The sequence below is a fragment of the Pseudolactococcus insecticola genome (genome assembly GCF_011170065.1).
Taxonomy (GTDB): domain Bacteria; phylum Bacillota; class Bacilli; order Lactobacillales; family Streptococcaceae; genus Pseudolactococcus; species Pseudolactococcus insecticola.
In genome coordinates this window covers 11,733-37,633 of the sequence record NZ_BLLH01000012.1, presented here as the reverse complement: position 1 = coordinate 37,633, position 25,901 = coordinate 11,733, and the positions used below count along the sequence as shown (strand labels likewise).

Below are 25,901 nucleotides of genomic sequence, written 5' to 3'. Positions count from 1 at the left end.
AATGATAAATGAACTCTATGAACAAGCTATTGATCGCAAAAATGCGCCAAAAGAAGGCTCATACACAAACTATTTGTTTGACAAAGGATTAGACAAGATTCTCAAAAAAGTAGGAGAAGAAGCAACAGAGGTCGTCATTGCCGCAAAAAATGCCGATAAAAATGAAATCGCAAATGAAACGGCAGACGTCTTGTATCACATGGCTGTCATGCTGGCTGAAACAGGTGTCACGCCTGACGATATCCAAGCCGTATTGGATGAACGCAATGGTAAACAAAGTCGCGTGCATGACAGACCTGAAATTAAGGAATATTGAGATTGAGATGAAGGCCGTAAGGTCTTTTTCTTTTTTTCAAATTTTACAAAATATTGATATAACCACTAACACAAACCATGTAAAATAGTGTATAATAAAGAAAACTAAGAATAATATATTGGGAAAAGGGTATTATTTATGAAACGAAAACGACTAAATCAAATTTTAGCTATTTTTGTTGGCTTTTTATTAGTTGGTGCTGTGATTGGTGTGAGGCAAGTAGTTGCTGAAGACACGCAGCCATCTGCAGAGAAAGTACAGACAAATAGCGCACCTGCAACAAGTGGACCTGTGTTAGTCAATCAAGGGACACGAATCGCAGTCGGACAACCAAACTATGTAGTAAAAATCAGCACAGATATCAATAGCTATACGGATTTTAAGGTAACATCTGCAAATCCGCTGATTGCTGATGCACTAGAAAAAGATTTCGACCATGCCAATGGGACATTTGTGATAAACGGTAATAGCGCAGGTACGACAAAATTTCAAGTTAGTATTTTGAGTACAAATGGTACTTGGTATACCACGAGTTTTTCTCAGACGGTAACTCAGTACTATCCGCTTTCAGTCGCGATTGGTGCTCAAAAAATTGTCAAAGGAGATACTCAGAAAATCCCTGTAAAAGTGTCTGATACACCATCAGCAAATGGTGTGCCCGATAGTTATAAACACGTTGATATAACAGATGCAAACTTAACATTTTCAAGTAGCGATACCAACATTTTTACGGTAGATGCTGATGGCAATATCACAGGCGTTAACTACGGCACTGCTAACCTGTATACGGTATTTTCTACAGGTTATGGTATAAAAAGAACAGTTACAACTAAAATCACGGTGATCAATGCTAACCCGCTGTTTGAGCAACTCTATCTTGCTTATTACGTCCCACCGTATGTCGAGCCAAACAACGATAAAAATATCATTTTACGGACATCTGAAAAGCAGGTGACAGCCCAAGATTTGGCTGATAATCACCTGACTGTGACTTACAGCACAAGTGATAGTAATGTCGCCTTTTTCAAGGATCCAACAAAACCAGTTGTAACTGCGGCAGCAAACCCAGACTATACTAAACCCTTTGTTGTGACGGCGACCATCACAGACACAGAGCAAAATATCAGCCGAACCCTCAACCTGTCACTACTCAATGGTGTGAAATCTCACTGGATTTCACAAGCGGTGTCAATCCACAAAGATGACGACTGGTCGGGAGTAATCAACGACGATGAAATGGTTCTAGGACTAAAAGATAACCTAACCATTGACTCAAAAGTAACAAAAAATCCCGACTATGATACCACAAATGGCGGAAAATACACTGTTTCATTTTCAAGCAGTAACGCCAAAGTCGCACAAGTAGTCTCAAATGGTGATGACACAGCATCGGTTCACGGTTTATCTGAGGGATCAACGATGATCACCGTGACCTTAACCGACCAGTGGGGGCTGCAACAGCATACCTATCTGACTGTTTATGTACGCTCTGCGGTATTGGCTAATCCAGGAGATCCTGTCCCACCACAGTATATGCACGTGGGGGACGTCTTCTATGTGTACACCCAGGTGGAAAATGAAGAAGCAAACTATCTTGCAAAAGTTACGCCAGCAGATAGTAAGCAAAGCTACCTTAGATTAAGCGGTGGGGATGATAGCGCAACATCAAACCAAAAAATTGGTAGTATCAAATCAGTTGTTAGAGTAACAGCTAGTTTAGAAACACCAGAAGTAGGAACTGATCTAAAAGTAACCTACCATAATGCAGAAGGTGAGGATCAGGTAAGCCTGATTACAGTGCATGTCCTACCAAATGAACAAGCCTTGCCACCCAAAGTAGCAGATACCGACTTGACAAAGGTCTATGTTCATTATCTTGATGAGCAAAATAACGAAATCGCACCTGTATCAGTTGTCGGCACAACAAATGGCTCATGGAATGGTGGCTTACAAGCCATGCCAATCCCAGGTTACACCTACCTGAGTTATAGTGCAACATTATCAGGTGGCACACTGCCTGATAACTTGCAAACACCGGTAACGATTGCCTTTGTTTATCGCAAAGATACAGATACGACACCGACCGATAACTACGCTTTTTTGAAAGCTTACTATTTGTTTGAAGATGGGACAAAAGTCCCTGTGACTCAAAACTTTTTTGACGTAAAACAAGCAACTACTCAACCCGTTCAGTACAACGTTTCAGACGCACGTGCGCAAGTCGCAGCGGCCGGCAACCTTGTTTATAACGAGGAGAGTGAGTTGACCTTGGTTGATCCAGCAGGAAATACTAAGCCACTTGCAGGTGCAACGCTTTCAAATACTGCACAAGTTCAAGAACTTGATATTCCAGTCAAATCAGCCAATAAAACTAAAAAAACAGATTATGTCCCCGTGAATGTCTACGTTGTAGACAAGTCCGGTAAGATGACTACTTTGGTAGAGGCGATGAGTAATACAGTTGAACAGCTAGAAGGCTTTTCAGACGAGTTGATCCAGTCTTTAGGAAAACAAGCAATCTTACAAGGAGCATTAGGGACGAAAGTTATTAGCACGACTTATAATGGTTTTTCACAAACTAATTTTTATAAGTACTATATAGGGGGTGCAGTCAATATCGTGCTGTACTTAGGGTAAAATTTATGAAAACAAAACGTATTGGGAAGTACCTTTTTGTGGTCCTTCTGTCAAGTGGCTTGTTAAAAGCACCGATGATGCTAGAGTCAGTTCATGCGGAAGATACTATTGGTTGGACTGATATGGCACCTCTAGAGTTCGAAGGAATTGGAGATTACTTTACTCCGGGCCCAAGGGGCAAAAATGTACGCGTTAAATTTGTTTACTATTTTTTTGTAGTCAATTCACCTACATTTAATATACACTCTGAAGTACAAACTGGTATATTCTTTGGATATGATCCAGATACAGGACAGCCAAGATATCGTGTTACAGGTACAAATCCAGTAGATTTCACAACAGATTTCTACAGCTCGGAAGCAGCTCAACAGTTTCCACATGTGACACCATTACCGGAACTAACTGTTGCTCTTGAGGTTGAAGGGAGGGAGGCAGCTTATGCAGAGAGGGAATCATTTCGTACTGAGGCCTTTTATAAGTACATTCCTGAGGGTTATACCTTTGACCTGGCGGATCAGCCAGATTATGTATTAGATTTTGGAGTTTGGGGTGACGGGACAAATGATGTATGGGCGGTTTTTTCGCGTGAAGTTATCATAAGACCTATCGTTCCGATAGAATCTACGGCACCACCGTCTTCAGAAGCATCTACAACAGTTTCAGAGCCAGAAACGACATCTGAGTCGTCTACTGAAGCTGAAGAACCATCAACAAGCTCAGAGTCATCGGAAGCGCCAAGTGTTCCAGAACCAAGCTCATCCCCAGAAGAGACACCAGAAACGACAGCGCAACCACCAGTTGAGTCTGAAGCACCATCAACAAGTTCAGAGTTATCTGAAGCACCGAGTGTTCCAGAACCAAGCTCAGACCCAGAAGAGATACCAGAAACGACGACAGCACAACCACCAGTTGATTCTGAATCTCCATCAACAAGTTCAGCCCCAACGGAAGCACCAAGTGCTCCAGAATCGAGCTCATCCCCAGAAGAGACACCAGGCACGACGACAGCACAACTGCCAGTTGATTCTGAATCTCCATCAACAAGTTCAGCCCCAACGGAAGTAGCAAATACTCCAGAAACAGAATCCGAACCAGAGGAAATACCAGACACGACGACAGCGCAATCACCTGTTGAATCTGAATCTCCATCAACAAGTTCAGCCCCAACGGAAGCATCAAGTGCTCTATCATCGAGCTCAGCCTCAGAAAAAACACCAGACACGCCGACAGCGCAACCCCCTGTTGATTCTGAAGAACCATCAACAAGTTCAGAGTCAGCAGAAGAACCAAATGTTCCCGAAACAAGTTCAGAAACACCTTCTGAATCCGTTCCCAACTCGGAAGAATCACCAGAAACAACGACAGCGCAACCACCAGTTGATCCTGAGGAACCATCAACAAGTTCAGCCCCAACGGAAGCGCCAAGTGTTCCATCATCGAGCTCAGCCCCAGAAGAAACACCAGACACGCCGACAGCGCAACCCCCTGTTGATTCTGAAGAACCATCAACAAGTTCAGAGTCAGCAAAAGAACCAAGTGTTCCCGAAACAAGTTCAGAAACACCTTCTGAATCCGTTCCCAACTCGGAAGAATCACCAGAAACAACGACAGCGCAACCACCAGTTGATCCTGAGGAACCAGAAACAAGTTCAGCCCCAACGGAAGCGCCAAGTGTTCCATCATCGAGCTCAGCCTCAGAAAAAACACCAGACACGCCGACAGCGCAACCCCCTGTTGATTCTGAAGAACCATCAACAAGTTCAGAGTCAGCAGAAGAACCAAATGTTCCCGAAACAAGTTCAGAAACACCTTCTGAATCCGTTCCCAACTCGGAAGAATCACCAGAAACAACGACAGCGCAACCACCAGTTGATCCTGAGGAACCAGAAACAAGTTCAGCCCCAACGGAAGCGCCAAGTGTTCCATCATCGAGCTCAGCCCCAGAAGAAACACCAGACACGCCGACAGCGCAACCCCCTGTTGATTCTGAAGAACCATCAACAAGTTCAGAGTCAGCAAAAGAACCAAGTGTTCCCGAAACAAGTTCAGAAACACCTTCTGAATCCGTTCCCAACTCGGAAGAATCACCAGAAACAACGACAGCGCAACCACCAGTTGATCCTGAGGAACCAGAAACAAGTTCAGCCCCAACGGCAGCAGCAAGTGTTCCATCATCGAGCTCAGCCCCAGAAGAGTCACAAGAACCAACCACGGCTCAACCTCCAGTTGAATCTGAATCCACATCTACAAGTTCAGAGTTAACGGAAGCACCGAGTGCTCCAACGTTAAGTCCAGAATCAACAGACTCAACTTCGACGCCAGCGAAGTTGACATCTGAGCCAGTTTCAAAAACAGAAGAATCGTCTGAACCGACGACAGCATCTGTTGATTCCAGCGAAGTAGAAAAAAGTACAAAATCAGCGGAAAATCCAAGTACCCCGGCATCAACTGAGACAAAAGCCTCAGCAAATGCTGCAAAAAAATCGACACCGCAAAAAGAGCAATCAGATGTCAAGCTAACACCGACTTATGAAGTGCTTCCTACGACGGCAAGGCCAGTGAGTAACGCAAATAAAGTAGTACAAACTCAACAAAATATCCTCCCCGCAACAGGAGAGGACATTGAGAACAAGACACTATTTTCTGGCGTGTTTACCCTGATGTCACTTGGTCTAGGCTACATTATCAATCGCAAACGTCAGTCATGATTGAGAGAGTCTTGTCAAATTATTAAATTCATTTTATCAAAAGTAAAACACCTACTCATATCTTGTGAGTAGGTGTTTTACTTTTTCTTATTTCAAACCACCGATTGATTTGAGTGGCCAAATACGAAGTTTGGCTTCACCAACGATGTCTTTTTTCGGGAAAGCCCCGACACGTCTGGAGTCGTTTGACACGATTCGGTCATCGCCCATCAGGAAATACTGACCTTTCGGCACTTTTATGGTAAAGCTAACGTTACCATTTGCTGCCGTTGTAAACGCTTTGGAACTACTTGCCAGACTTTGGAAAAATGTACTGTAACTGTACGTTTTTTGTAATTTATCATCGGCAAATTTTTTCTTGTAATCTGCTAAGTAAGGCTCATCAACAACTTTGCCATTGATCGTCAGAACGTCTTTGTTATAACTAATCGTGTCGCCCGGCATGCCAATGACACGTTTGACGATATTTTTTTCTTTACGGTCATCGGTGTCAAACTCTTTTGCGACAACGATGTCAAAACGAGAAATTTTCGCCGTTTTGATGATGATCAGGCGCTGTTTATCAGCAAGCGTCGGGTCCATCGAGTGCCCCTCAACAAGGACAGGCTGCCACACAAAGACACGTAACAAGATGATAATGATGATAAAAAGGCTGAATGGCCCCCACTCTTTTAAAAATTTCATTTGGATAGTTTCCTCGCTTTTTCGGTGTTGGCAAAATGCAGTTTCGCCACATTGGCTAGGCTCGTTTCGCCGAATTGTCGGATGACCTTTGCGGCTATGGCATCTGATGCGTGTCCCGCCCCACTAGGCAGCTTTAGGCCAATCATGTGGGATAATTGGTCAAGTTCGTCTAAAAACAGGCTACGCGCGATAACAGAGGACGCAGCGACCGCGTAAAACTGACTTTCAGCTTTTTGGATCAATGTGATCTGCCCACGTGTGTGATTTTTTTCATTTTTGAGATACTTTGTATAATTTTTTTCAGTCGTAAAGGCATCAATGATGATGTTGTCAGCAGGACTTGCCAGCTTTTTTTCAAGCAAATAAATGGCTTGATTGTGCAGCGCTACTTTGACAGAAACCGCATTATAGCCTGAGGCAATGACCTCGTTGTATTTACTGGGCGTCAGAAGTAAGGCCTGATGCTGCAACTTGTCGATTAAAATCGGCGCAATCTGACGAATCTTGGTATCAATGAGTTTTTTCGAATCGTCAACGCCTAGTTTTTTTATCAAGGGCAAGTCAGTGTCAGACAGATAAGTCGCAACAACAGCTAGGCCACCAAAGTAGGAGCCATTGCCAACTTCATCTGTGCCAATGAGGTTGGTTTGTGCGATCATATGCGTTTCAATTTTTTGATAACCATAGTGGCTCGCATAATCACTAGCCTTCTCACCTTGAAACATGACCTTGCCAGACGTATAGACGGTGATGACACAGCCTTGTGGTTTGGCTAAAAACTGGACATATTGACCATTTGACGGCTGTGCAAAGTCTTGAAAATCTGTCATAAGATTTGCTATTTTTTCAGATGATAATTTCAAAACAATGTTCATAAGAACTATTATAACAAAAAAAACTTGACAAAACCTACAAAAATATGATATTATATTAAACGGTATTGTTTACCCCATTTTTTAAGTCCCGGAAACTTGAAAATACCGCGAAAGGATAAGGAACGATCCGATCGCACCTAGTAAACTACAGTAAAAAAATTGGAGAAATCATGAATAAAACAACATACATGGCTAAGCCAGGTGAAGTTGAACGCAAATGGCACGTTGTTGACGCAACAGATATTCCTTTGGGACGTCTGTCAGCAGTCGTTGCTAGCATCCTTCGCGGCAAAAACAAACCTCAATTCACACAACACACGGACACTGGCGATTTCGTCATCGTTGTCAATGCTGAAAAAGTGAAATTGACAGGTAAAAAAGCATCAGACAAGATCTACTACAAACACTCAATGTACCCAGGTGGATTGAAATCAATCACTGCTGGTGAGTTGCGTGAAAAAAATGCAGTTCGTCTTATCGAAACTTCTGTAAAAGGCATGTTGCCACATAACACGCTTGGTCGTGCACAAGGCATGAAACTTAAAGTATTTGTTGGCGCTGAGCATACACACCAAGCTCAAAACCCAGAAGTGCTTGACATTACAGGATTAATCTAAGGAGGACTAGACATTGGCACAAGTACAATACCTCGGCACTGGACGCCGTAAAAACTCAGTAGCTCGTGTACGTTTGGTACCCGGCACTGGTAAAATCACAGTTAACAACAAAGATGTTGAAGAATATATCCCACACGCAGACTTGCGTTTGGTCATCAACCAACCATTTGGCGCAACTGAAACTGTTGGCGCTTACGATGTACTCGTAAACGTAAACGGTGGTGGTTACGCAGGTCAAGCTGGCGCAATCCGTCACGGTATCTCACGTGCATTGCTCGAAGTTGACCCTGACTTCCGCGCATCACTTAAACGCGCTGGCCTTCTCACACGTGACGCTCGTATGGTCGAACGTAAAAAAGCAGGTCTCAAAAAAGCCCGTAAAGCATCACAATTCTCAAAACGTTAATATCATGTTTGGACATCTTGCTTGCGAGGTGTTTTTTTGTGCGAAAATAAATAGAAAAAGGCTGTAAACTGATCGTCTACAACCTCTTAAAATTGATAGTTACACCGCTCAATATCGCAATTTCCCAATCAAACGAGTCAATTCGTTGATTTCATCACTTGTGAGATCGACTAGAAGTTGGTCGGATTGAGATTTTTCGTAGTCATGGAGTAGGGGATAGATATCCGCTGCTTTTTTTGTTGGAAAAATGCGTCTGATTTTCTGATTGTCGGGATCATTTTCCAGTGTGACATAACCTGCTTTCTCTAGTTTTTGAACAGTGCGAAAGCTGGTTGTTCGGTCGATTTGAATGGCATCAGCAAGCTCGGCTAAAAACATGCCAGGATTTTCTGTGACACGGATGACGTAGATAAATAGGTTATTTGATAAGCCCAGTGACTTGAACTGATGATTACTGTCTGATTGGATTTTGCGCGTGATGCCACCGATAGTTCTGATGATTTTAAACATGACAACTCCTTTTGAAAAAAATTTTACAGATATGATTGCATTTACAATCATACCATGATATAATGACTTTAGCAAATATAATTGCAAATACAACAAAAAGGAACAACAAGAAAATGATACAATTTTTGATATTTCTCGTTATTATGAGTGTGACACCTGGACCAAACACGATTTTAGCCATGTCGGCTGGCGCAGAACAAGGATTTAAAAAAACGTTGCCATATCAGCTTGGCATTGGTATTGGCGTCTTTGTGATTGCACTGATTGCCATGGTTTTTGGTGAGCTGATCAAGGATAATCACCTGCTTATGACACTGATGAAGCTCGTTGGCACAGGCTATCTGCTCTATCTCGCCTATCATGTGCTGAAAAGCCAGCAGCTCTCTGACGGCACGCATCAGGCAGTCACGCTAAAAACAGGACTATTGCTGCAGTTTACCAACGTCAAGGTTTATCTTTATGCTGTGACGGGGCTGACGGGATTTGACGTGATGCACGATTTTACTTTTGGCAAGATCCTGCTCATGGTAGTGATTGGCGTTGTAGGGACACTCATGTGGGCAGCTTTCGGACACGGGCTCAAAGATGTTTATAATCGTCATTTTACAGGCATCAACCGCGTGATTGCTGTCTTATTGGTGTTTTCTGCGCTTGATTTATGGCGCTAAAAAACAGCCACTCGGCTGTTTTTTATGAGTTGTTTTTCTTGTAACTGTCGTAAGCCTTGCGCATGCTTGCCAGTGCCTTTGCCTCGGTGTCGTGCTTGGCTTTAGGAAAGGCCGTGAGTAGGCGTGTGCGGACATGGCTGCGCTTGCTGAGTAGCTCTTCTTTTTGTTTTTCAAACTCAGCTTTTTGCGCTTCAAACTTGTCAGCTGCATCGACCGCAAGTGTGCCGATATTTTCAGCGAGACTATCGCTACCGTGGCGAATCATGCGGGAGAGCTCGTGAACTTGTTTGAGATCACGATTGAGGTGAGAGATTGCGATCACAGTCACGGTGATGTCGCTGACAAATACTAGGTAAAAAACGATCAGAAGAAGGATGACAGGCAAGATTGGCAGTTTGAAGAGTAGATGTGAAATGCCAGGTTGGATGATTTTCATCAGAAAGACACCAGCAAGTCCCCACAATAGTGAAAATTTGAGGCAGATAAAACCGCCGATATTAAAAGGCTCGTCAGAATAGTCCCACCAGCGCATGTGAAACAGTTTTTCAAGCAGGTAACCGCCAACAAGTTCAAGTAAACTTGCTATCAAAACGGAGATGAGATATAAGAGCGCAACATTGTCAACAAGTGGCGTCAGAAGTAGAATGAGTAAACTCGCACCGAGGCCATAGATCGGACAAACGGCGCCGTTCAAAAATCCCCGATTGACAAATTTTCCGGTATTGACCGAGGCGTAGACGACCTCAAGACACCAGCCTAGAAAGGCGTAGACGGGAAAATAGGTCAAAAAAGTTAATATAATGTGTTGACTAATCATAAAACTATCTTAACATAAAGTGATAAGTTTGTGATAAAATAAAGTGACAAATAAACTAAAAAAGGATGATTTCATGAAAATAATAGTAAAACTTGACGATCAGGGCTTGCTCCCAGATCAATATGGCAAATATGCGGCTGATGATTTAAAAGTATCAGGTCACCCGATTTTGTCATTTCCTTTTGAGTTGGTAGATGTCCCTGCTGATGCGCAATTTTTATCGTGGTCTTTGGTTGACTATGACGCGGTGCCAGTTGCAGGTTTTCCGTGGATTCATTGGCTGGTTGCGGACGTTCCAGTGACAAGTCAGATTGCTGAAGATTTTTCGAGGAAGACGCGAGCTGCACAAGGTAAAAATAGCAATGCCTCACGCTTTTTGACAAAGTCGAGTGAGCGCATCATCAATCGCTACACGGGTCCCTCACCGCCAAATGAAACGCACGATTATCAGCTCATCGTCTATGCGCACAAGGATGCGTTGGGACTTCAAGAAGGCTTTTATCTCAATGACTTGATGAAAGCAGTCGAGCCAATTGCCCTAGCTCAGGCGAAGATTTATCTGCCGTCACGTTCTTGATTGATTTTTTTGCTTATATGCTACACCACAAAATTTGCTATAATAGTAACATGACTATGCCCACTATCAACCTCAAACCAAACGAGCGAATTGACCAGCTTACGACAAATGATGTGAAAATCATCCAGTCGCGAGATGTTTTTTCCTATTCTGTAGATGCGGTTTTGCTTAGCCGTTTTCCAAATATCCCAAAACGTGGGCAGATCGTTGATTTGTGTGCGGGAAATGGCGCGGTGGGCCTGTTTGCAAGCGTCAGTACAAACGCTAATATCATAGCAATTGAAATCCAAGAACGCTTGGCAGATATGGCACAAAGAAGCGTGCAGCTAAACGAGCTTGAGCAGCAAGTGCGCGTGATAAACGCAGATTTGAACAAATCGCTCGACTACCTAAAACCGTCAAGTACAGACTTGGTTTTCTGCAATCCGCCTTATTTCAAGCTTGATGAGATGTCGCGGGTCAATGAAAGTGAGCATTATTTGCTTGCACGCCATGAACTTGCGACTAATCTGGATGACATCTGCCGGATTAGTCAACAGCTGCTCAAAACAAATGGACATCTCGCCATGGTGCATCGCCCGGAGCGATTTTTTGAGATTATTGAGACCATGAAGCAGTACAACCTTGTGCCCAAACGGATTCAGTTTGTCTATCCCAAAGCCGATAAAGACGCAAATATTCTCTTGATTGACGCCATAAAAGACGGCAAACCAGGCGGCGAAAAATTTCTGCCCCCCTTGATTTTACATAAGGCTGACGGCAGTTACACAGACGAGGTGCACCAGATTTATTATGGCTAACCACTATTTTTACGTGTTGCTGTGTGCAGATAACACGCTTTATGGCGGGTACACAAACGACCTTGACAAGCGTTTAGCTGCGCACAATGCAGGCCAGGGCGCAAAATATACCAAGGCACGACGACCTGTAGAGATGATTTATACTGAGGCATTTGCAGATAAATCTACCGCCATGAAACGTGAGTATTGGTTCAAAGAAACGCTCAAAACACGACCTAAAAAACTGAAATTTTTGAAAGAAAATGGTATTATAGTAAAAAAAGAAGGAGGCATCATCAAAATGGACAACCAAACAAAAGTACTTGAGGCATTCAAAGCTGTCGCAGGCCCAGCACGCCCAGGCGAAATCGCAGAAACGACAGAGATTGACAAAAAAGAAGTCTCAAAAATCATCAAAGTTTTGAAAGAAAACGGGGAGATTTTTTCACCCAAACGTTGTTTTTATCAGTATAAAGCGTGAGATTTTACACCTAGCGATGAGCTGGGTGTTTTTTTGTTGGTGGGGAAAATTCTGATGAGTTTGACAATTCTTTAAAATTAATATAGAACAAATCCAGGACATGTCAATAAATTGAAAAAGAGGTAGCATATGTGGAGAAATATTTTCAAAAAACGTTTTTATCTATTTATCTTGATTGCAATCATCAGTTTTGTGATGAACTTTGTCGTTTGGAACAACATGAGTATTGTGATAAAAGATTTTCCAACAATGATGAACCTAAGGGCTCATCGCCACGACAAGAAGTTTTATGAGCTAGAATATACCCCAATAACAGCTGATAAATCTGGCTATGTGCGAGAGTTTACGGACTCTGAAAAGGTAAATATAGAAAAATTTATCAGTCAAGAATTTTACCATAAAGCAGGCCCAGTTAGGCTATATACTGGAAAAAGCGATTTTCTCAACTCTGGTAAAATACCCCAAGAAATAAGTGAGTCTGACTTTTTGGATTTGCTATATTTAGAGTCAGAGAACCAATCTGATATGGATGAAATTTTAGTATCGGGTCTATCTACCTCTGATGTGGCACGGTTGGAGGATAAGGCACAATCAGTTAAATTAGGCTTGAGTGCGAAGACTTTTGAAAAAAGTTACGAGTCAGAGTATCGCTATTTTCTGAGTACGGTTTTGTTCACGCTACTCATAGTTGTTATATCGGTGATAATTGAACTGATTACGATGAGGATACTGGTGCTTTCCAGCTTAAAAATACTAGAAAAAGAAATTCGTTTATCACGATTAGTAGGACAGTCACAAAAAAGTATAAAAAACGCTTTAACGCTACTTTTTCTAACACCAATTTGGGCAGGACTTGTAGCCATCCTTATTTTTGTAGGTGTTATCATAACAGCGAGTGTTCATAGTCACCAATTAACAGTAATTGATTTTGGTTATTTAGTGCTAATGGCTATTCTGACAAGTTTGTTAATCGCTCAAGTGGTAGGCAAAATGGAACAGAAGTTTTTAATTTAAAACACAAAAAAACGCCTTTCAACTGAAAGGCGTTTTCGCATTATCTGATTAGTAAATCAAGTCAAAGATTTCCATCGCAACAAGGTCGATGCTGTCAAAGTCAGATGTTTCTTTGACTTTTGGATATTTGACGATGAAGACTTGGTTTTCGCCGTCAAAGCTGACGGTGATTTGGACTTGTTCGTCTTTTTCAAAGTTAAAGGTGTCTTTTGGGTCACCTGATGCGATCAATTTTTCAAGACGGTTGATAATAGCAGAGAGATGAGATTTCATTTTATACAGTTCCTTTGATTTTTCTAGTGTTACTTTATTTTACCATACTTGCGCAATATTTTGGCATGTTTGACGGTTTTTTTCGCAATTAGTGCTAATTTTTTTGGTGTTCTGACGACAGTTTTGACTGTTTTTGCAGGTGCTTGTCTGACAATGCGTGCTGTTCGTCTTGGCACGGACTCGCCTATTGTCTCAAGCTCTTGCGTGTTTGAGATGATTTTGTCAAGATAAAATTCATAGACTTGCTTGGCAAAATACTCAGCAGAAATCTCGTAGAGCTTGGTATCATATGCGGCCTTGTCATAGTTATCTGTGCTTTTTGCTGCTTTTAGGATGACGTCTGCAATCTCATCGTCATTGTCAAAAAGGTAACCGAAAGTAGGTGCAGTTACGAGTGTTTGCAGGTAAGCGTTGTTGGTTGCAAGGACAGGCGTACCGGATGCAAGCGCCTCAATATAGGTCAGCCCCTGCGTCTCGCTTGTCGACGCCGAGATGAAATAGTCGGCAGCCTTGTAGTAGTAGGCAGTCAGGTTGTTTTCGACAAGACCTGTAAAGGTCACGATGTCAGCCAGATCTAGTTTTTTAACTAGTTTTTTAAGATCGTCCAGATACGGTCCTCTACCGACGATCACGAGTTTGACGGGAATCTGTGTGCGCACCTTGACGAGACTTTTGATGATGGCCTGGATATTTTTTTCTTCAGCGATGCGTGACAGTGACAGCAGCATGATCTCGTCAGAAGTGATGCCCAGATCAGCACGAATATCTGCCGTGTCTGACGGCGTAATCTCAGGACGCTGGAACTTATCAAGCTCAATACCTGTTGCAATGACCCGTTTTTCGAGGTCAACACCGTAGTTATTGACGATGTCAAGCACAATCTGACTTGGCACGATGATGCCGTCTACGCCGTGTAGATAGCTTTTGATGACATACTTGACCATACCAGGCCGCAAAATCTTGCCTTTTGCGATATAATGCACGTAGTCTTCATACTTGGTATGCAGCGTGTGAATCACAGGGATTTTCAGCTGTCGCGCAACGAGTTTACCTAAAATACCAAGTCCAAACTCAGTTTGCGTGTGGATGATGTCTAGGTCATAGGCCTGTGCCACACGATAAGCAGCGACAACGCCTTTCATGACGATGCGGCGCTCAGCAAGTGAGATCAAGGGAATGCTCGATAGTCGGATGACATTTTCAGCGTCCTTTGTGACGTCGGCTTTTGGGTCAGCGGTGGTGAAGATAAAAACGCTGTGTCCCATTTTTGTGAGCTCATCAGACAAGGTCTCAATCGATGTTGCAACCCCTGAAACTTGCGGTAGATAAGAGTCTGTAAATAGGCCAATATTTAGTTTTTCTGTGGTCATGTTTGAACTCCTGTTTTTACTGTTGATTTAGCAGGCGCGTGTAGGCAGCAACGAGCAGTGTAGAGATGTTCTCAATTGAACGGCTTTCAGCGACTTGATAGCCACGGTCACGCTTGTCAATCTTGCCTGAAATCGTGTCAGAAAGTGCTGAGACAAAGTCGTCATTTGTCTTGACAAGTGTTGCTGCGCTGTTATCAAGCCAGCCCGCATAGACAGGAATATCGCGTGCGACAACATTTTGGTCAGACGCAAGCGCCTCTAGCACGACGATCCCTTCAGTTTCTTCGTGGGACGGGAAAAAGAAGGCATCACTGGCTGTCATGGCACCTTCGTAAATGTCACCCTTGATATAGCCAGGAAATTCGGCGTTTGACGGGTGATTTTTCTTGACAAGGCGACGCACCCAACCTGGCACCGTCCAGAGATTTGTTTCACCAAACCAGATAAACCGCACGTCAGGCATCCTTTTTGCCACGGCAACAAAGTCGTCAATGCCCTTGCGCTTAAAATAAAGTGCCGCACACATGACGACTTTTTCACCGTCCTTGATGTCAAAATGTTGCTTGAAAGCAAGCTCTTTAACAGTGGATTTTTTGTATTTACTGAGGTCAATGCCATTTGAAATGGCGACAATTGGCGCTTTGACGCCGTAAGAGGCGATAAGCTTTTTTGAGTAATCAGTTGGTGTGATGATCATGTCAGCCTGGCTATATAGGAAAGTCAGGTATTTTTTGACCAGGGGCGCAAGGACGTTTGAGCCGACAAATGAATTTCTAAAATCTTCCATCGTTGAGTGACCGTGACAGATCACTTTTTTACCCATGCGTTTGGCACGAAAAATCAACATCAGACTTTTGATGCCGTAGGTATTGATATGCGCGATGTCAAAATCATCATGAGGATCAGTTGTATAGTCAACGCCAGCAATATCTAGCGCTCGTTTTTGGTGGAGAATGGCGCGACCAATTCCTGATTTGCGTAGGAAATTTTCGCCCTCCAAATAGAGTAATATTTTCATAACTTATCCCTATTATAACAGAAAAGTGGCAGGAAGAATCAGACTAATGGTGTAAATGTCGGAAAAATACACGGCAGTGTAAAAAAGTAAAAATTTTTTTCATAAAACACTTGACCTGTATTTTATTTTACGATATAATTATTTATGTTGCTAAAGAACGAAAGCAATCAAAACACTACCCTGGTCCGTTGGTCAAGGGGTTAAGACACCGCCTTTTCACGGCGGTATCACGGGTTCGAATCCCGTACGGACTATCAGTTAGATACCTCTTGTATGATGAGAGGTATCTTTTTTTGTTTTTTTCCAGTCAAGTGCTAAAATAATTGGGTAGAAAGTGTGAAAAAAATGTCAAGAAAAGAAAAAGAATCAAGAACAGAAGCAGACTTAGCACAGTTCAAAACACTTTTAGCAGCGGCGATTGCAGCACCGGATGTTGTAGGGAATGTTGCGATTCAAGATATCTTACAGACGCATTTGCGTAACGTCACAAAAACAGGAAATATCGAGCGTGAGCTTGCGCAGCTGACATCTGATCTTGGTCCTCTCGCCATTAAACAAACGCTTCCTCACTCAACAGGTGAGCTCTATCTGGTCTTGAAACAGCAGAAGCTGAGCTTAACTGAAATCATGCGAGATTCTGCTATGTTATACGGTTTGCAGGTTGGAATTGGTCGGGGAATTTGAAGATAAAGCAGGTTAAATAACTATCGGCGCAGTGAACTTACTGAAAAACGACACAAAAAAGCAGACTTCAAACGAAATCTGCTTTTTTATACCATCTATCTATTTACTACTATCTTCAGTTTCTGTATCACTGAAACTCAGCTTATCTGAGGTTTGTGTGAGTTTGACAGTGGTCGTTTTTTCTTTGCCGTCACGATAGTAGGTCACTTTCATGCTGTCGCCGACGTTATATTTGTAAAGTGCACTTTGGAGTTCGGTGCTAGTTGTGACTTTGGTACTGCCGATTTTTGTGATGACGTCGTATTTTTTAAGGCCTGCAACCTCAGCAGGGAACTTGCTTTGGACGCTTGCAATCACGACGCCCGAGGTGACGCTATCCGGCAGTTTGAGCTTTTCGAGATAAGTCGAGTTGAGATTGGTTAGATCGACCATTTGCACGCCCAGGGCTGGACGGATGATTTTGCCATCTTTTTCGAGTTTATTGATGATTTCAACGACGTCATTTGACGGGATGGCAAAGCCCATCCCCTCGACAGAAACGTCGCTTGAGCTTGAGCCAGTGGTTGTGATTTTACTTGAGTTGATGCCGATGACTTGCCCCTCAACATTGATGAGCGCACCGCCAGAGTTACCTGGGTTAATGGCAGCATCCGTCTGGATGGCGTTGACATTGATCGTTTCGTTACTGTCATTTTGCATGATCACTTTGCGAGACGTGCTTGAGATGATCCCCTCAGTCGCCGAGTTTGCGTACTCACTACCGAGTGGCGAGCCGATGGCAATGGCAGGTTCACCAACAGTTAGCTTGGCTGAATCACCAAAAGTTGCGACTTTGGTTACTTTTTTCGCTGAAATCTTGATGACCGCAAGGTCGCTATAAGCGTCTTTGCCAACTAAGGTGCCCTTGACTTTGTCGCCATTTGCAAGCATGATGTCAAGGGAGCTTGCACCATCTACGACGTGGTTATTTGTGACGACGTAGGCTGTGTCACCGTCCTTTTTATAGATGACACCAGAGCCTTCACCAGCCTCAGTTTCTGATGAACTATCATCGCTTGAGCTGCTACTGTCATCTCCACTAATATCACCAAAATAATCATCTAGTGAGTCGCTTGATGATGCTTTTTGATAGTTGATGACAGAAACCACTGCATCAGAAACCTTGGCAATCGCTTTGGTTGTGTCACTTGAGACACTATAAGAAACCTTGGCAACTTTTGTCGAGCCTGTGTTGCTCGTCGTGCTTGTTGCTGTTGTCGTAGTTGTATCTGTATTAAAATGGTCATAGACAGCATTACCGCCTAGAGCTACAGCACCACCGATAACACCCGTCACAATCAATTTTGCAGCAGTTTTTTTATTTTTTTTCATTGTTTATCTTATATCCTTTACATAATTTAGCTAGGTTCAGTTTAGCCTACCTCACTTAATGATACCTTAAAATCATGGATTTGTTAAATATTTTGGTACTTATCCACAAAAATGTGGATAAAAAATATTTTTTGTGAACAAGTGTGTAAAAATCTTTGAGTTTTCCACAAAATTGTGGAAAATTTTATCGAAATGTGGATAAATAGTGTTTTCACAGATTTACATTTCAGAGGGATTGTGGATAAAAAAACACAATTTTTGATATAATAGAACATAATGAAAATCAAACTAATCAGTGTTGGCAAACTCAAAGAAAAATATTTAAAAGATGGCATCGCCGAATACGTCAAACGTTTATCACGTTTTGGACAGGTTGAGCAGATCGAGCTACCTGACGAAAAGACGCCAGACAAGGCGTCAGATAAGGAAAATGCGCAAATCCTAGCAAAAGAAGGTGATCGGATTTTAGCCAAGTTGTCAGAACGCGATTTTGTGGTTGCTATGGCAATCGAGGGCAAACTCATCTCGTCAGAAGAGCTCTCAAGTAGACTAGAGCTGGAAATGCAGCAGGCCTCAACCTTGACTTTCATCATTGGCGGCAGTCTAGGACTTGACCCGCGCGTGAAAAAACGTGCCAATAGCCTTATGAGCTTTGGCCGGATTACCTTGCCGCACCAGCTGATGCGCCTGGTCCTAGTCGAGCAGATCTACCGAGCTTTTATGATTCGTGAAGGGAGTCCTTATCACAAATGACAAATGATATACCGACAATAATTGCGCAATTTCAAGCGCATAAAAATCCTGAAAATGCCCTAGCTATGGCGAGTTACATGAAAGATAACTTTATTTATCTAGGCATCAAAACGCCAGAGCGTCGCAAGTTGTCAAAAGATTTTTTGCAGGAAAAAGCAAAGCAAGATAAAGCAGTGAAGCTAGTAGACTGGGAGTTTATCAAGCTCATGTGGCAGCAGGACTACCGTGAGTTTCAGTATCTGGCGACGGATTATCTGAAAAAAGTGCAAAAAAATCTGCAGCTGGCAGATTTGCCAAAGTTATATCAGCTCGCTGTAAGTAAGTCTTGGTGGGATTCTGTGGATAACTTAGATGAGCATGTTGGCAGTATTGTCAGGCGTGAGCCGAGTGCCAAGGCAATCATGCGAGATTGGTCAAGAGATGAAAATTTTTGGATTCGCAGGCTTGCCATTGACCACCAACTGGGTTTCAAACTTGAAACGGATGCTGAGCTTTTGAGTGAGATCATCCAAAACAACTTTGACAGTGACGAGTTTTTTATTAACAAAGCCATCGGCTGGGCGCTGCGGGATTATTCGAAAGTCGCACCTGACTGGGTGCGGGACTTTATCGAGAATCACCGCAGTAAACTTTCGAAACTATCTATCAGGGAAGGCAGTAAATACATTGACTGAACAAAAAAATCATATCCGAATCTTTGAGCGCGTGCGTATCGCTGTGCTCTTGACATTTATCAGCGGCTTTTTAGACGCCTACACTTTTTCAACGCAAGGGGAACGATTCGCTGGCATCCAGACGGGAAATCTGATCTATCTGATGAAAAGTCTGGCAGATCAGGACTTTGCTATGGCGGGCAGCTATCTCCTACCGATAGTAGCTTTCATGCTTGGCGGGATTTTTACTTATTTTGCTAGAAAATATGCCGTGGAACATAAACGCCTCCACTGGCACGCCTTTGCGGCACTCATCATTTTTGTGATTGTGCTCATCACGAGTCTGGTCGCAAAGGCAGCGCCTGCCCAGTGGATGATCATCTCGCTAGCCTTTGTATCGGCGATCCAGCTTGAGTCGTTTAAAAAAATGCGAGGTGCGCCTTATACTAATATCATGATGACAGGAAATATCAAAAATCTCTCTGTTTTTATCACACAGGGGCTGGTTGAAAAAAATAAAACAGTGCTCAAACGCGGTCTGAATACCTTGTCTGTCGTGCTGAGCTTTGCACTTGGAGCATTTGTCTCAACTTCACTGGCCTTGCATTTTGGAAAAGTGGCATTATTTGCTGTTTTGCCAGTTATTTTGATTTTCAATCTCGCACTGCATTTTGAAAAACATGATTTATAATGAAAGAAACTGTTTTTTGTGACTTCAAGCATATCTATTGACAAAGTTGAAAAGCGTGATAAAATAGTTACAATATCAAAAACTAAGCAAGGTTCTTGCTCGCAAATTCTAGAAAGAAGGAAACATTTCAATGTCAAATTGGGACACTAAATTTTTGAAAAAAGGCTACACATTCGACGACGTACTGCTTATTCCAGCGGAGAGCCACGTGTTGCCTAACGAAGTCAGCATGAAGACACAACTCGCACCCAACTTGACCTTGAATATCCCCGTGATTTCAGCGGCGATGGATACGGTCACAGATAGCGCTATGGCGATTTCTATGGCACGTCAAGGTGGTCTTGGCGTCATTCACAAAAACATGAGCATCACTGAGCAAGCTGACGAAGTGCGCAAAGTAAAACGTTCTGAGTCTGGTGTTATCACAGATCCATTTTTCCTCACGCCTGAGCACACAATTCAAGAGGCTGAGGACTTGATGGCGACTTACCGCATTTCAGGTGTGCCAATCGTTGAAACGCTTGATAATCGTAAGTTAATCGGGATTTTGACAAACCGCGATTTGCGATTTGTTGAAAACTATGATCAAGAGATCAGAAATGTCATGACGTCAGAAAACCTTGTGACAGGACAAGTCGGCACAACTTTGAAAGAAGCTGAGTCATTGCTCCAAAAACATAAGATTGAAAAATTGCCACTTGTTGACGCTGAAGGTCGTTTGTCAGGTTTGATTACGATTAAAGACATTGAGCGCGTGATTGAGTTTCCAAATGCAGCAAAAGACGCAAAAGGTCGCTTGATCGTAGCGGGAGCTGTTGGCGTGACATCTGATACGTTTGAGCGTGCTGAGGCACTGTTTGAAGCGGGTGCAGATGCCATTGTCATCGATACAGCACACGGTCACTCAGCAGGCGTTTTGCGCAAGATTTCTGAGATTCGTGCTCATTTCCCTGAACGGACACTGATTGCAGGTAATATCGCGACGTCAGAAGGCGCACGTGCCCTCTATGATGCAGGGGTTGACGTCGTGAAAGTCGGCATTGGTCCTGGGTCAATCTGTACAACACGTGTTGTCGCGGGTGTCGGCGTCCCACAAATCACAGCTATCTATGACGCGGCAGCCGTGGCGCGTGAATACGGCAAAACAATCATTGCTGACGGCGGTATCAAGTACTCAGGTGACATTGTCAAAGCCCTTGCAGCTGGTGGCGACGCCGTCATGCTTGGTTCAATGCTTGCTGGAACTGACGAATCACCAGGCGAATTTGAAATCTACCAAGGTCGTAAATACAAGACGTATCGTGGCATGGGCAGCCTTTCTGCGATGAAAAAAGGCTCGTCAGATCGCTATTTCCAAGGTGGCGTGAACGAAGCCAACAAACTCGTGCCAGAAGGTATCGAAGGACGTGTGGCCTATAAAGGCTCTGCAACAGACATCGTCTTCCAGATGATTGGCGGCCTCAAAGCGGGTATGGGCTACACTGGAGCAGCAGACATCGAAGCCTTGCATGAAAATGCACAATTTATGGAAATGTCAGGCGCCGGTCTTAAAGAAAGCCACCCACATGACGTCCAAATCACTAAAGAAGCACCGAACTATTCAGTACATTGATCGGCTGAAAATAACAACGACATAACCCGGAAAACAGCATTTTGCTGTTTTTTTGTTTTTTAGTACGATATCATTGATTTTTTTCCAAATTTAAGTTAAAATAGTAAAGATTTCATTTTTGAAAACGGTTTACAAACTAACAGAAAATTACAAAGAAAAAAGGAAAACAGTTACAATGACAGGTATACTTCTCGCATTAGTCCCTATGATTGCATGGGGCTCGATTATTTTTGTTTCAAGCAAGATTGGTGGCGACGCCAATCAACAAACACTCGGCATGACATTTGGGGCATTTATTTTCGCCCTGATCGTGTTTGTGGTGCACAGACCCACGATCGATCTCAAAACGATCATCATCGGTCTTGTTGGCGGCGCACTCTGGGCGTTAGGCCAAAACGGGCAGTTCAATGCTGCTAAGTTTATGGGCGTTTCTGTTGCTGGTCCGCTTTCAAGTGGCTCACAGCTAGTTGTCGGTAGCCTGATTGGCGTCCTTGCCTTTGGTGAATGGACAAAGCCGATTCAGTATTTGCTAGGATTTATCGCAATTATTGTGCTTGTGGTCGGGTTCTATTATTCGTCGAAGCGCGACCCAAATGCAGCAGCAGCACCGCAACATCATGACCTAGGAAAAGGTCTACGCTCGCTTACCTACTCTACATTTGGCTACGTGATGTATACTGTTTTGTTCAATAACTTGGCTGAAAAACTCTTTCATGTCAAAATCGATACGCTGACGGTCATTTTACCGATGTCAGTCGGGATGATGATTGGAGCTTGGGCGATTGCAGGTGGCAAGATCAAAATCGAGCCCGTTGTCTTCAAAAACATCCCTGTTGGTCTCATGTGGGGTGTGGGTAATGTCTTCATGCTGCTTGCGGCGGCAGAGGCAGGACTTGCTATTGCCTTCTCATTTTCACAGCTTGGCGTGATCATCTCGACGATTGGTGGCATCCTCTTTCTTGGCGAAAAGAAGACCAAGCTTGAGATGCGGTATGTTGTCATCGGCATTGCACTATTTATTGTAGGTGCTCTGCTACTTGCGGTGGTTAAAGTTCAGTAAATAAAAAAAGCTCATTTTCATGATGAAGATGGGCTTTTTTATTTGAGGAGTCGTCGGAGTCTGTAATAGAGTAGCGCCCAGAGGATCAAGCTGATGCTGATTACGATGATGGTGCCGAGTGCGTTATGTTCAAGCGGCAGTGGCATGTTCATCCCGAAAAATCCTGTGACGATTGTTGGGATGGTCAGAAGGATTGAGAGCATGGTTAGGAGCTTCATGCGATCATTTAGGTCATTATTTAGGACGTTGTTGTAGGAGCTTGAGAGTTGCTGCAAGATTTGTGACGTGAGCTGAGTCATTTCGACTAATTGTTTGGCTTCAATCGTTGCGTCGTCAAGTGATTCTTTCTCGTCGTCAGAAAATTCTTTATAGATGGCGTGAGTTCTGATTTGCTCTAATAAAACAGCATTTTGCTTGGCGGCAGCAACGTAGAAAACAACACCAATCTCAAGGTCGGACAAGGCAAGTAGATTTTCCTTAGAGGTCTTCTGACGAAGCTTGAGATTGACATTCTGACGCGCATCGTTCATGCTCTCAATATCAGGAAAAAACTGGTCAGTAATCCAAAATAAACTATCGAACAAAAACTCAAAAATGCTACTATCAGGCGTTATGACGAGCTTTTTTAGCATCTTTTCATAGAGATGCTCAGAGTGCGGATGCGTGACGGTGATCAGATGGCTGTCTTTTACGATAAATGTCATGGGAACAGTCTCATAATGGTTGTCGACTTTATTGGGATTTGGCGCATTATAGATCAGGACGAAAACACCTGTCGCTTTGTCATAGTCCAGATGGGGTCGTTCATTTTCATCAAGTGAGTAGGCGATGACCTCCTCGTCAATCTCATAGTCGGTATAAACTTTTTTTAGCTCAGATTTGTCAGTATCTGCCGCATCCAGCTTGATGTTAATCCAAGTGTTCTGGTTAAATTTTTGTGTTGTGATCATGGTTGAAAGCCTTTCTTTTGACAGTATCATATAAATCATGGAAAATGTCAATTATTTTTGTTGACAATCTGTAAAAATAAGTCTATCATTGTTACTATGCTAACAGTTAAGTACCTAACGGTTATCTAACTAACAAAAAAGAAAGGACACTCATGACAGAAGACAAGATTGGCGTTGAATTGCGGGAATTGACGATTTCTATCACACGTTTTGTGGCAAAACATCGGCCGCAGGAGGCATTTGATGAGGTGACTGGCTTGCAGATTTGGGTCACGGAATATCTGATTAGGCATCAAGATGAAGACATTTTTCAAAAAGACATTGAAAAAAAATTTATCATGCGCAGACCAACGGCGACGACATTTATCAAAAAAATGGAACAGACAGGTTTGATTACCCGTGAGCCTGTTGCCTACGACGCAAGGCTCAAAAAAATCATCCTAACGGACAAGGCGTTTGCCATGTATGATGTGGTGGAAGCGCGCATGACGCAGTTTGAAACGGTTTTACGTGGAGATTTAGACGCGGATGAAATTGCAGCTTTTATCGCAACAATCAATAAAATAAAGACAAACCTAGGAGGCGAAAATGTTTAAGGTACTCAAAAAAATAACAGGTCGGGAGCTATCTTACGTGGCAATCAGCTTGGTATTCATCGTGGCACAGGTCTATCTGGACTTGAAATTGCCAGATTACATGAGCAAGGTCACAAAGTTAATCCAGACAAAAGGCACGACGGTTTCACAGATCGTTGATGAAGGCAAATGGATGGTGCTCTGTGCGCTAGGGTCGCTCGTTGCGGCAGTTATCGTGGGTTATTTTGCAGCCAAAGTGGCAGCGGGTCTGTCGCGCAAACTCCGCCACGAAGTTTATCACCAAGTGTCTGAGTATTCGATGGCTGAGATCAACAACTTCTCAACAGCCAGCTTGATTACACGCTCAACAAACGACATCACACAGGTTCAGATGATTGTGGCAATGGGGCTGCAACTCGTGATTAAGGCGCCAATTACAGCAGTTTGGGCCATTTACAAAATCGCAGATAAGTCGTGGGAATGGACCACAGCACTTGGCGTTGCCGTTGTTTTCATCTTGATTGTGATTGGGATTATCATCGCTTTTGCCATGCCGAAGTTCAAGATTATCCAAAAACTGACAGATAAGCTCAACTCGGTAACGCGCGAAAACCTGACAGGGATTCGTGTTGTGCGTGCTTACAATGCTGAAGGCTATCAAAGCGAGAAGTTTGAAGCGGCAAATAACGATATTACGCAAACCAATCTCTTTATTCAACGGATGATGGCGATGATGATGCCGATGATGTCACTTGTTTCATCAGGTTTGTCAGTCGCAGTTTATCTGATTGGGGCAAATATCATCAAGGCAGCAAAAGTCGGATTGCCCACTAATTCACCACGTGTCAACCTTTTTTCTGACATGGTTGTTTTCACGTCATATGGTATGCAAGTGGTGATGGCCTTTATGATGCTAACGATGATCTTTATCATGTGGCCACGTGCCAATGTGTCTGCCAATCGGATTATGGAAGTCATCGAAACGCAAAGCTCTATCAAAGATGGGACCAAAGACGCCACAGCAACCACAGAAGTTGGAACTGTTGAGTTTAGAAACGTGTCATTTAGCTACAACGACGCGTCAGAACACGTCATTGAAAATGTGTCATTTAAGGCTGAAAAAGGTCAGACCGTGGCATTTATCGGATCGACCGGATCTGGTAAGTCTACTCTGATCAATCTGATACCACGTTATTATGACGTAACTGGTGGTCAAGTTCTTGTAGACGGTGTTGACGTCAGAGAGTTTAAGGAAGAAGTCCTGCATAACAAGCTTGGCTTCATTCCTCAAAAACCTGTTATGTTCAATGGTACAATCCGCTCAAACCTTGAGTTTGGTGAAAATGGGCATACCGCCTTTACAGATGAAGAACTTATGACGGCAGTTCGGATTGCACAAGCTGAAGAATTTGTTACAAAAGATCCCAAAGGTCTTGACGCTGAGATTTCTCAAGGCGGTCTGAACTTGTCTGGTGGTCAAAAACAACGTCTTGCGATTGCACGTGCCATTGCCAGACACCCAGAAATCTTGGTTTTCGATGATAGTTTTTCAGCGCTTGACTACCGGACTGACCGTGTCTTGCGTGATACGCTGAAAGCGGAAACAGCTGAGACGACAAAACTGATCGTTGCGCAACGGATTGGTACGATTATCGATGCTGATCAGATTATTGTTTTGGATCAAGGTAAGGTTGTGGGTCACGGCACGCACGACGAATTGCTTGCCAACAATGCGATCTATCAAGAGATCGCCTATTCACAACTTTCTAAGGAGGAATTAGCCTAATGAGTGAAGAAACTAA

Annotated in this window: 28 protein-coding genes and 1 tRNA gene; 19 read left to right on the top strand and 10 right to left on the bottom strand. The window is 43.2% G+C overall.

From position 1 onward, the window contains the following. The first annotated feature begins 1 nt into the window (after nucleotide 1). Together hisE and Hs20B_RS08975 are read left to right on the top strand one after the other, a co-directional pair. Nucleotides 2-316, top strand: a complete 315-nt coding sequence (hisE, locus tag Hs20B_RS08980; protein ID WP_172357733.1) for a phosphoribosyl-ATP diphosphatase — start codon at nucleotides 2-4, stop codon at nucleotides 314-316. A gap of 138 nt (nucleotides 317-454) precedes the next feature. Next, nucleotides 455-2,953, top strand: coding sequence for a hypothetical protein (locus Hs20B_RS08975; RefSeq protein ID WP_172357666.1), 2,499 nt, complete (start codon nucleotides 455-457; stop codon nucleotides 2,951-2,953). Nucleotides 2,954-3,476: 523 nt separating this feature from the next. Here the strand turns inward: Hs20B_RS08975 and Hs20B_RS08970 are convergent. Beyond that, complete coding sequence (locus tag Hs20B_RS08970) at nucleotides 3,477-5,165, bottom strand: hypothetical protein (RefSeq protein ID WP_172357731.1); 1,689 nt, start codon at nucleotides 5,163-5,165, stop codon at nucleotides 3,477-3,479. A 115-nt stretch (nucleotides 5,166-5,280) separates the two neighbouring features. Between Hs20B_RS08970 and Hs20B_RS08965 the strand changes: the two genes are divergently transcribed. After that, complete coding sequence (locus tag Hs20B_RS08965) at nucleotides 5,281-5,661, top strand: LPXTG cell wall anchor domain-containing protein (protein WP_172357729.1); 381 nt, start codon at nucleotides 5,281-5,283, stop codon at nucleotides 5,659-5,661. An 87-nt stretch (nucleotides 5,662-5,748) separates the two neighbouring features. On the opposite strand, the gene lepB is transcribed toward Hs20B_RS08965, so the two are convergent. Both lepB and rnhC read right to left on the bottom strand, forming a co-directional pair. After that, nucleotides 5,749-6,345, bottom strand: coding sequence for a signal peptidase I (lepB, locus tag Hs20B_RS08960; RefSeq protein ID WP_172357727.1), 597 nt, complete (start codon nucleotides 6,343-6,345; stop codon nucleotides 5,749-5,751). Further along, nucleotides 6,342-7,220 (bottom strand): ribonuclease HIII, encoded by an 879-nt coding sequence (gene rnhC, locus Hs20B_RS08955; RefSeq protein WP_172357725.1) that lies wholly within the window; start codon nucleotides 7,218-7,220, stop codon nucleotides 6,342-6,344. Before rnhC ends, lepB begins: the two co-directional genes overlap by 4 nt. A gap of 170 nt (nucleotides 7,221-7,390) precedes the next feature. On the opposite strand from rnhC, the gene rplM reads away from it, so the two are divergent. After that, nucleotides 7,391-7,837: a 50S ribosomal protein L13 gene (gene rplM / locus Hs20B_RS08950; protein WP_172357723.1), complete on the top strand. Its 447-nt coding sequence runs from the start codon at nucleotides 7,391-7,393 to the stop codon at nucleotides 7,835-7,837. 13 nt (nucleotides 7,838-7,850) lie between these two features. Next, complete coding sequence (gene rpsI / locus Hs20B_RS08945) at nucleotides 7,851-8,243, top strand: 30S ribosomal protein S9 (RefSeq protein WP_172357721.1); 393 nt, start codon at nucleotides 7,851-7,853, stop codon at nucleotides 8,241-8,243. 108 nt (nucleotides 8,244-8,351) lie between these two features. On the opposite strand, the gene Hs20B_RS08940 is transcribed toward rpsI, so the two are convergent. Then, nucleotides 8,352-8,753, bottom strand: a complete 402-nt coding sequence (locus Hs20B_RS08940) for a MarR family winged helix-turn-helix transcriptional regulator (protein ID WP_172357719.1) — start codon at nucleotides 8,751-8,753, stop codon at nucleotides 8,352-8,354. A 113-nt stretch (nucleotides 8,754-8,866) separates the two neighbouring features. On the opposite strand from Hs20B_RS08940, the gene Hs20B_RS08935 reads away from it, so the two are divergent. Continuing rightward, a complete protein-coding gene (locus Hs20B_RS08935; RefSeq protein WP_172357717.1) occupies nucleotides 8,867-9,421 on the top strand; it encodes a LysE family transporter in 555 nt (184 codons plus the stop codon). Between the two features lie 22 nt (nucleotides 9,422-9,443). On the opposite strand, the gene Hs20B_RS08930 is transcribed toward Hs20B_RS08935, so the two are convergent. Continuing rightward, a complete protein-coding gene (locus tag Hs20B_RS08930; protein ID WP_172357715.1) occupies nucleotides 9,444-10,238 on the bottom strand; it encodes a putative ABC transporter permease in 795 nt (264 codons plus the stop codon). 73 nt (nucleotides 10,239-10,311) lie between these two features. On the opposite strand from Hs20B_RS08930, the gene Hs20B_RS08925 reads away from it, so the two are divergent. From Hs20B_RS08925 to Hs20B_RS08910, 4 genes are all read left to right on the top strand, one after another. Further along, nucleotides 10,312-10,815, top strand: coding sequence for a YbhB/YbcL family Raf kinase inhibitor-like protein (locus Hs20B_RS08925; RefSeq protein WP_172357713.1), 504 nt, complete (start codon nucleotides 10,312-10,314; stop codon nucleotides 10,813-10,815). Between the two features lie 56 nt (nucleotides 10,816-10,871). Then, on the top strand, nucleotides 10,872-11,615 hold the full coding sequence (locus Hs20B_RS08920) for a tRNA1(Val) (adenine(37)-N6)-methyltransferase (protein ID WP_172357760.1): 744 nt from the start codon (nucleotides 10,872-10,874) through the stop codon (nucleotides 11,613-11,615). Then, complete coding sequence (locus Hs20B_RS08915; protein ID WP_172357711.1) at nucleotides 11,608-12,075, top strand: GIY-YIG nuclease family protein; 468 nt, start codon at nucleotides 11,608-11,610, stop codon at nucleotides 12,073-12,075. Before Hs20B_RS08920 ends, Hs20B_RS08915 begins: the two co-directional genes overlap by 8 nt. Nucleotides 12,076-12,204: 129 nt before the next feature. Further along, on the top strand, nucleotides 12,205-13,089 hold the full coding sequence (locus tag Hs20B_RS08910) for a hypothetical protein (RefSeq protein ID WP_172357709.1): 885 nt from the start codon (nucleotides 12,205-12,207) through the stop codon (nucleotides 13,087-13,089). A 48-nt stretch (nucleotides 13,090-13,137) separates the two neighbouring features. Here Hs20B_RS08910 and Hs20B_RS08905 read toward each other — a convergent pair whose 3' ends face one another. From Hs20B_RS08905 to Hs20B_RS08895, 3 genes are read right to left on the bottom strand one after another with little or no spacing between them, the layout of a single operon-like run. Next, entirely contained in the window at nucleotides 13,138-13,362 is a 225-nt protein-coding gene (locus Hs20B_RS08905; protein WP_172357707.1) for a DUF1797 family protein, read from the bottom strand. A 29-nt stretch (nucleotides 13,363-13,391) separates the two neighbouring features. Beyond that, on the bottom strand, nucleotides 13,392-14,732 hold the full coding sequence (locus Hs20B_RS08900) for a glycosyltransferase family 4 protein (RefSeq protein ID WP_172357705.1): 1,341 nt from the start codon (nucleotides 14,730-14,732) through the stop codon (nucleotides 13,392-13,394). A gap of 16 nt (nucleotides 14,733-14,748) precedes the next feature. After that, nucleotides 14,749-15,750, bottom strand: coding sequence for an LTA glycolipid anchor biosynthesis glycosyltransferase, IagA/BgsA family (locus Hs20B_RS08895; RefSeq protein WP_172357703.1), 1,002 nt, complete (start codon nucleotides 15,748-15,750; stop codon nucleotides 14,749-14,751). Nucleotides 15,751-15,932: 182 nt separating this feature from the next. On the opposite strand from Hs20B_RS08895, the gene Hs20B_RS08890 reads away from it, so the two are divergent. After that, nucleotides 15,933-16,004: transfer RNA gene (locus Hs20B_RS08890), tRNA-Glu, on the top strand. Nucleotides 16,005-16,095: 91 nt separating this feature from the next. Beyond that, on the top strand, nucleotides 16,096-16,434 hold the full coding sequence (locus Hs20B_RS08885; RefSeq protein WP_172357701.1) for a bacteriocin immunity protein: 339 nt from the start codon (nucleotides 16,096-16,098) through the stop codon (nucleotides 16,432-16,434). 99 nt (nucleotides 16,435-16,533) lie between these two features. Here the strand turns inward: Hs20B_RS08885 and Hs20B_RS08880 are convergent, their stop codons facing one another. After that, complete coding sequence (locus tag Hs20B_RS08880) at nucleotides 16,534-17,805, bottom strand: S1C family serine protease (RefSeq protein ID WP_172357699.1); 1,272 nt, start codon at nucleotides 17,803-17,805, stop codon at nucleotides 16,534-16,536. Between the two features lie 276 nt (nucleotides 17,806-18,081). Between Hs20B_RS08880 and rlmH the strand changes: the two genes are divergently transcribed. The 5 genes from rlmH to Hs20B_RS08855 all read left to right on the top strand — a co-directional run bounded on the left by rlmH (nucleotide 18,082) and on the right by Hs20B_RS08855 (nucleotide 22,574). Continuing rightward, a complete protein-coding gene (gene rlmH, locus Hs20B_RS08875; protein ID WP_172357697.1) occupies nucleotides 18,082-18,558 on the top strand; it encodes a 23S rRNA (pseudouridine(1915)-N(3))-methyltransferase RlmH in 477 nt (158 codons plus the stop codon). Beyond that, nucleotides 18,555-19,232, top strand: a complete 678-nt coding sequence (locus Hs20B_RS08870) for a DNA alkylation repair protein (RefSeq protein ID WP_172357695.1) — start codon at nucleotides 18,555-18,557, stop codon at nucleotides 19,230-19,232. The genes rlmH and Hs20B_RS08870 overlap by 4 nt, the downstream gene beginning before the upstream one ends. After that, the gene (locus Hs20B_RS08865; RefSeq protein WP_228407539.1) at nucleotides 19,225-19,902 is read left to right on the top strand and encodes a YoaK family protein; all 678 of its coding nucleotides are present in this window, start codon (nucleotides 19,225-19,227) and stop codon (nucleotides 19,900-19,902) included. Before Hs20B_RS08870 ends, Hs20B_RS08865 begins: the two co-directional genes overlap by 8 nt. A gap of 130 nt (nucleotides 19,903-20,032) precedes the next feature. Further along, nucleotides 20,033-21,514, top strand: coding sequence for an IMP dehydrogenase (gene guaB, locus Hs20B_RS08860; RefSeq protein WP_172357692.1), 1,482 nt, complete (start codon nucleotides 20,033-20,035; stop codon nucleotides 21,512-21,514). A gap of 175 nt (nucleotides 21,515-21,689) precedes the next feature. After that, nucleotides 21,690-22,574, top strand: coding sequence for a GRP family sugar transporter (locus Hs20B_RS08855; RefSeq protein ID WP_172357690.1), 885 nt, complete (start codon nucleotides 21,690-21,692; stop codon nucleotides 22,572-22,574). A 38-nt stretch (nucleotides 22,575-22,612) separates the two neighbouring features. On the opposite strand, the gene Hs20B_RS08850 is transcribed toward Hs20B_RS08855, so the two are convergent. Beyond that, nucleotides 22,613-23,524 (bottom strand): magnesium transporter CorA family protein, encoded by a 912-nt coding sequence (locus Hs20B_RS08850; protein WP_172357688.1) that lies wholly within the window; start codon nucleotides 23,522-23,524, stop codon nucleotides 22,613-22,615. A gap of 152 nt (nucleotides 23,525-23,676) precedes the next feature. Here Hs20B_RS08850 and Hs20B_RS08845 point away from each other — a divergent pair, with 152 nt between their 5' ends. Together Hs20B_RS08845 and Hs20B_RS08840 are read left to right on the top strand one after the other, a co-directional pair. After that, on the top strand, nucleotides 23,677-24,120 hold the full coding sequence (locus tag Hs20B_RS08845) for a MarR family winged helix-turn-helix transcriptional regulator (RefSeq protein WP_172357686.1): 444 nt from the start codon (nucleotides 23,677-23,679) through the stop codon (nucleotides 24,118-24,120). After that, the gene (locus tag Hs20B_RS08840; RefSeq protein ID WP_172357684.1) at nucleotides 24,113-25,885 is read left to right on the top strand and encodes an ABC transporter ATP-binding protein; all 1,773 of its coding nucleotides are present in this window, start codon (nucleotides 24,113-24,115) and stop codon (nucleotides 25,883-25,885) included. The genes Hs20B_RS08845 and Hs20B_RS08840 overlap by 8 nt, the downstream gene beginning before the upstream one ends. Nucleotides 25,886-25,901: the final 16 nt, after the last annotated feature.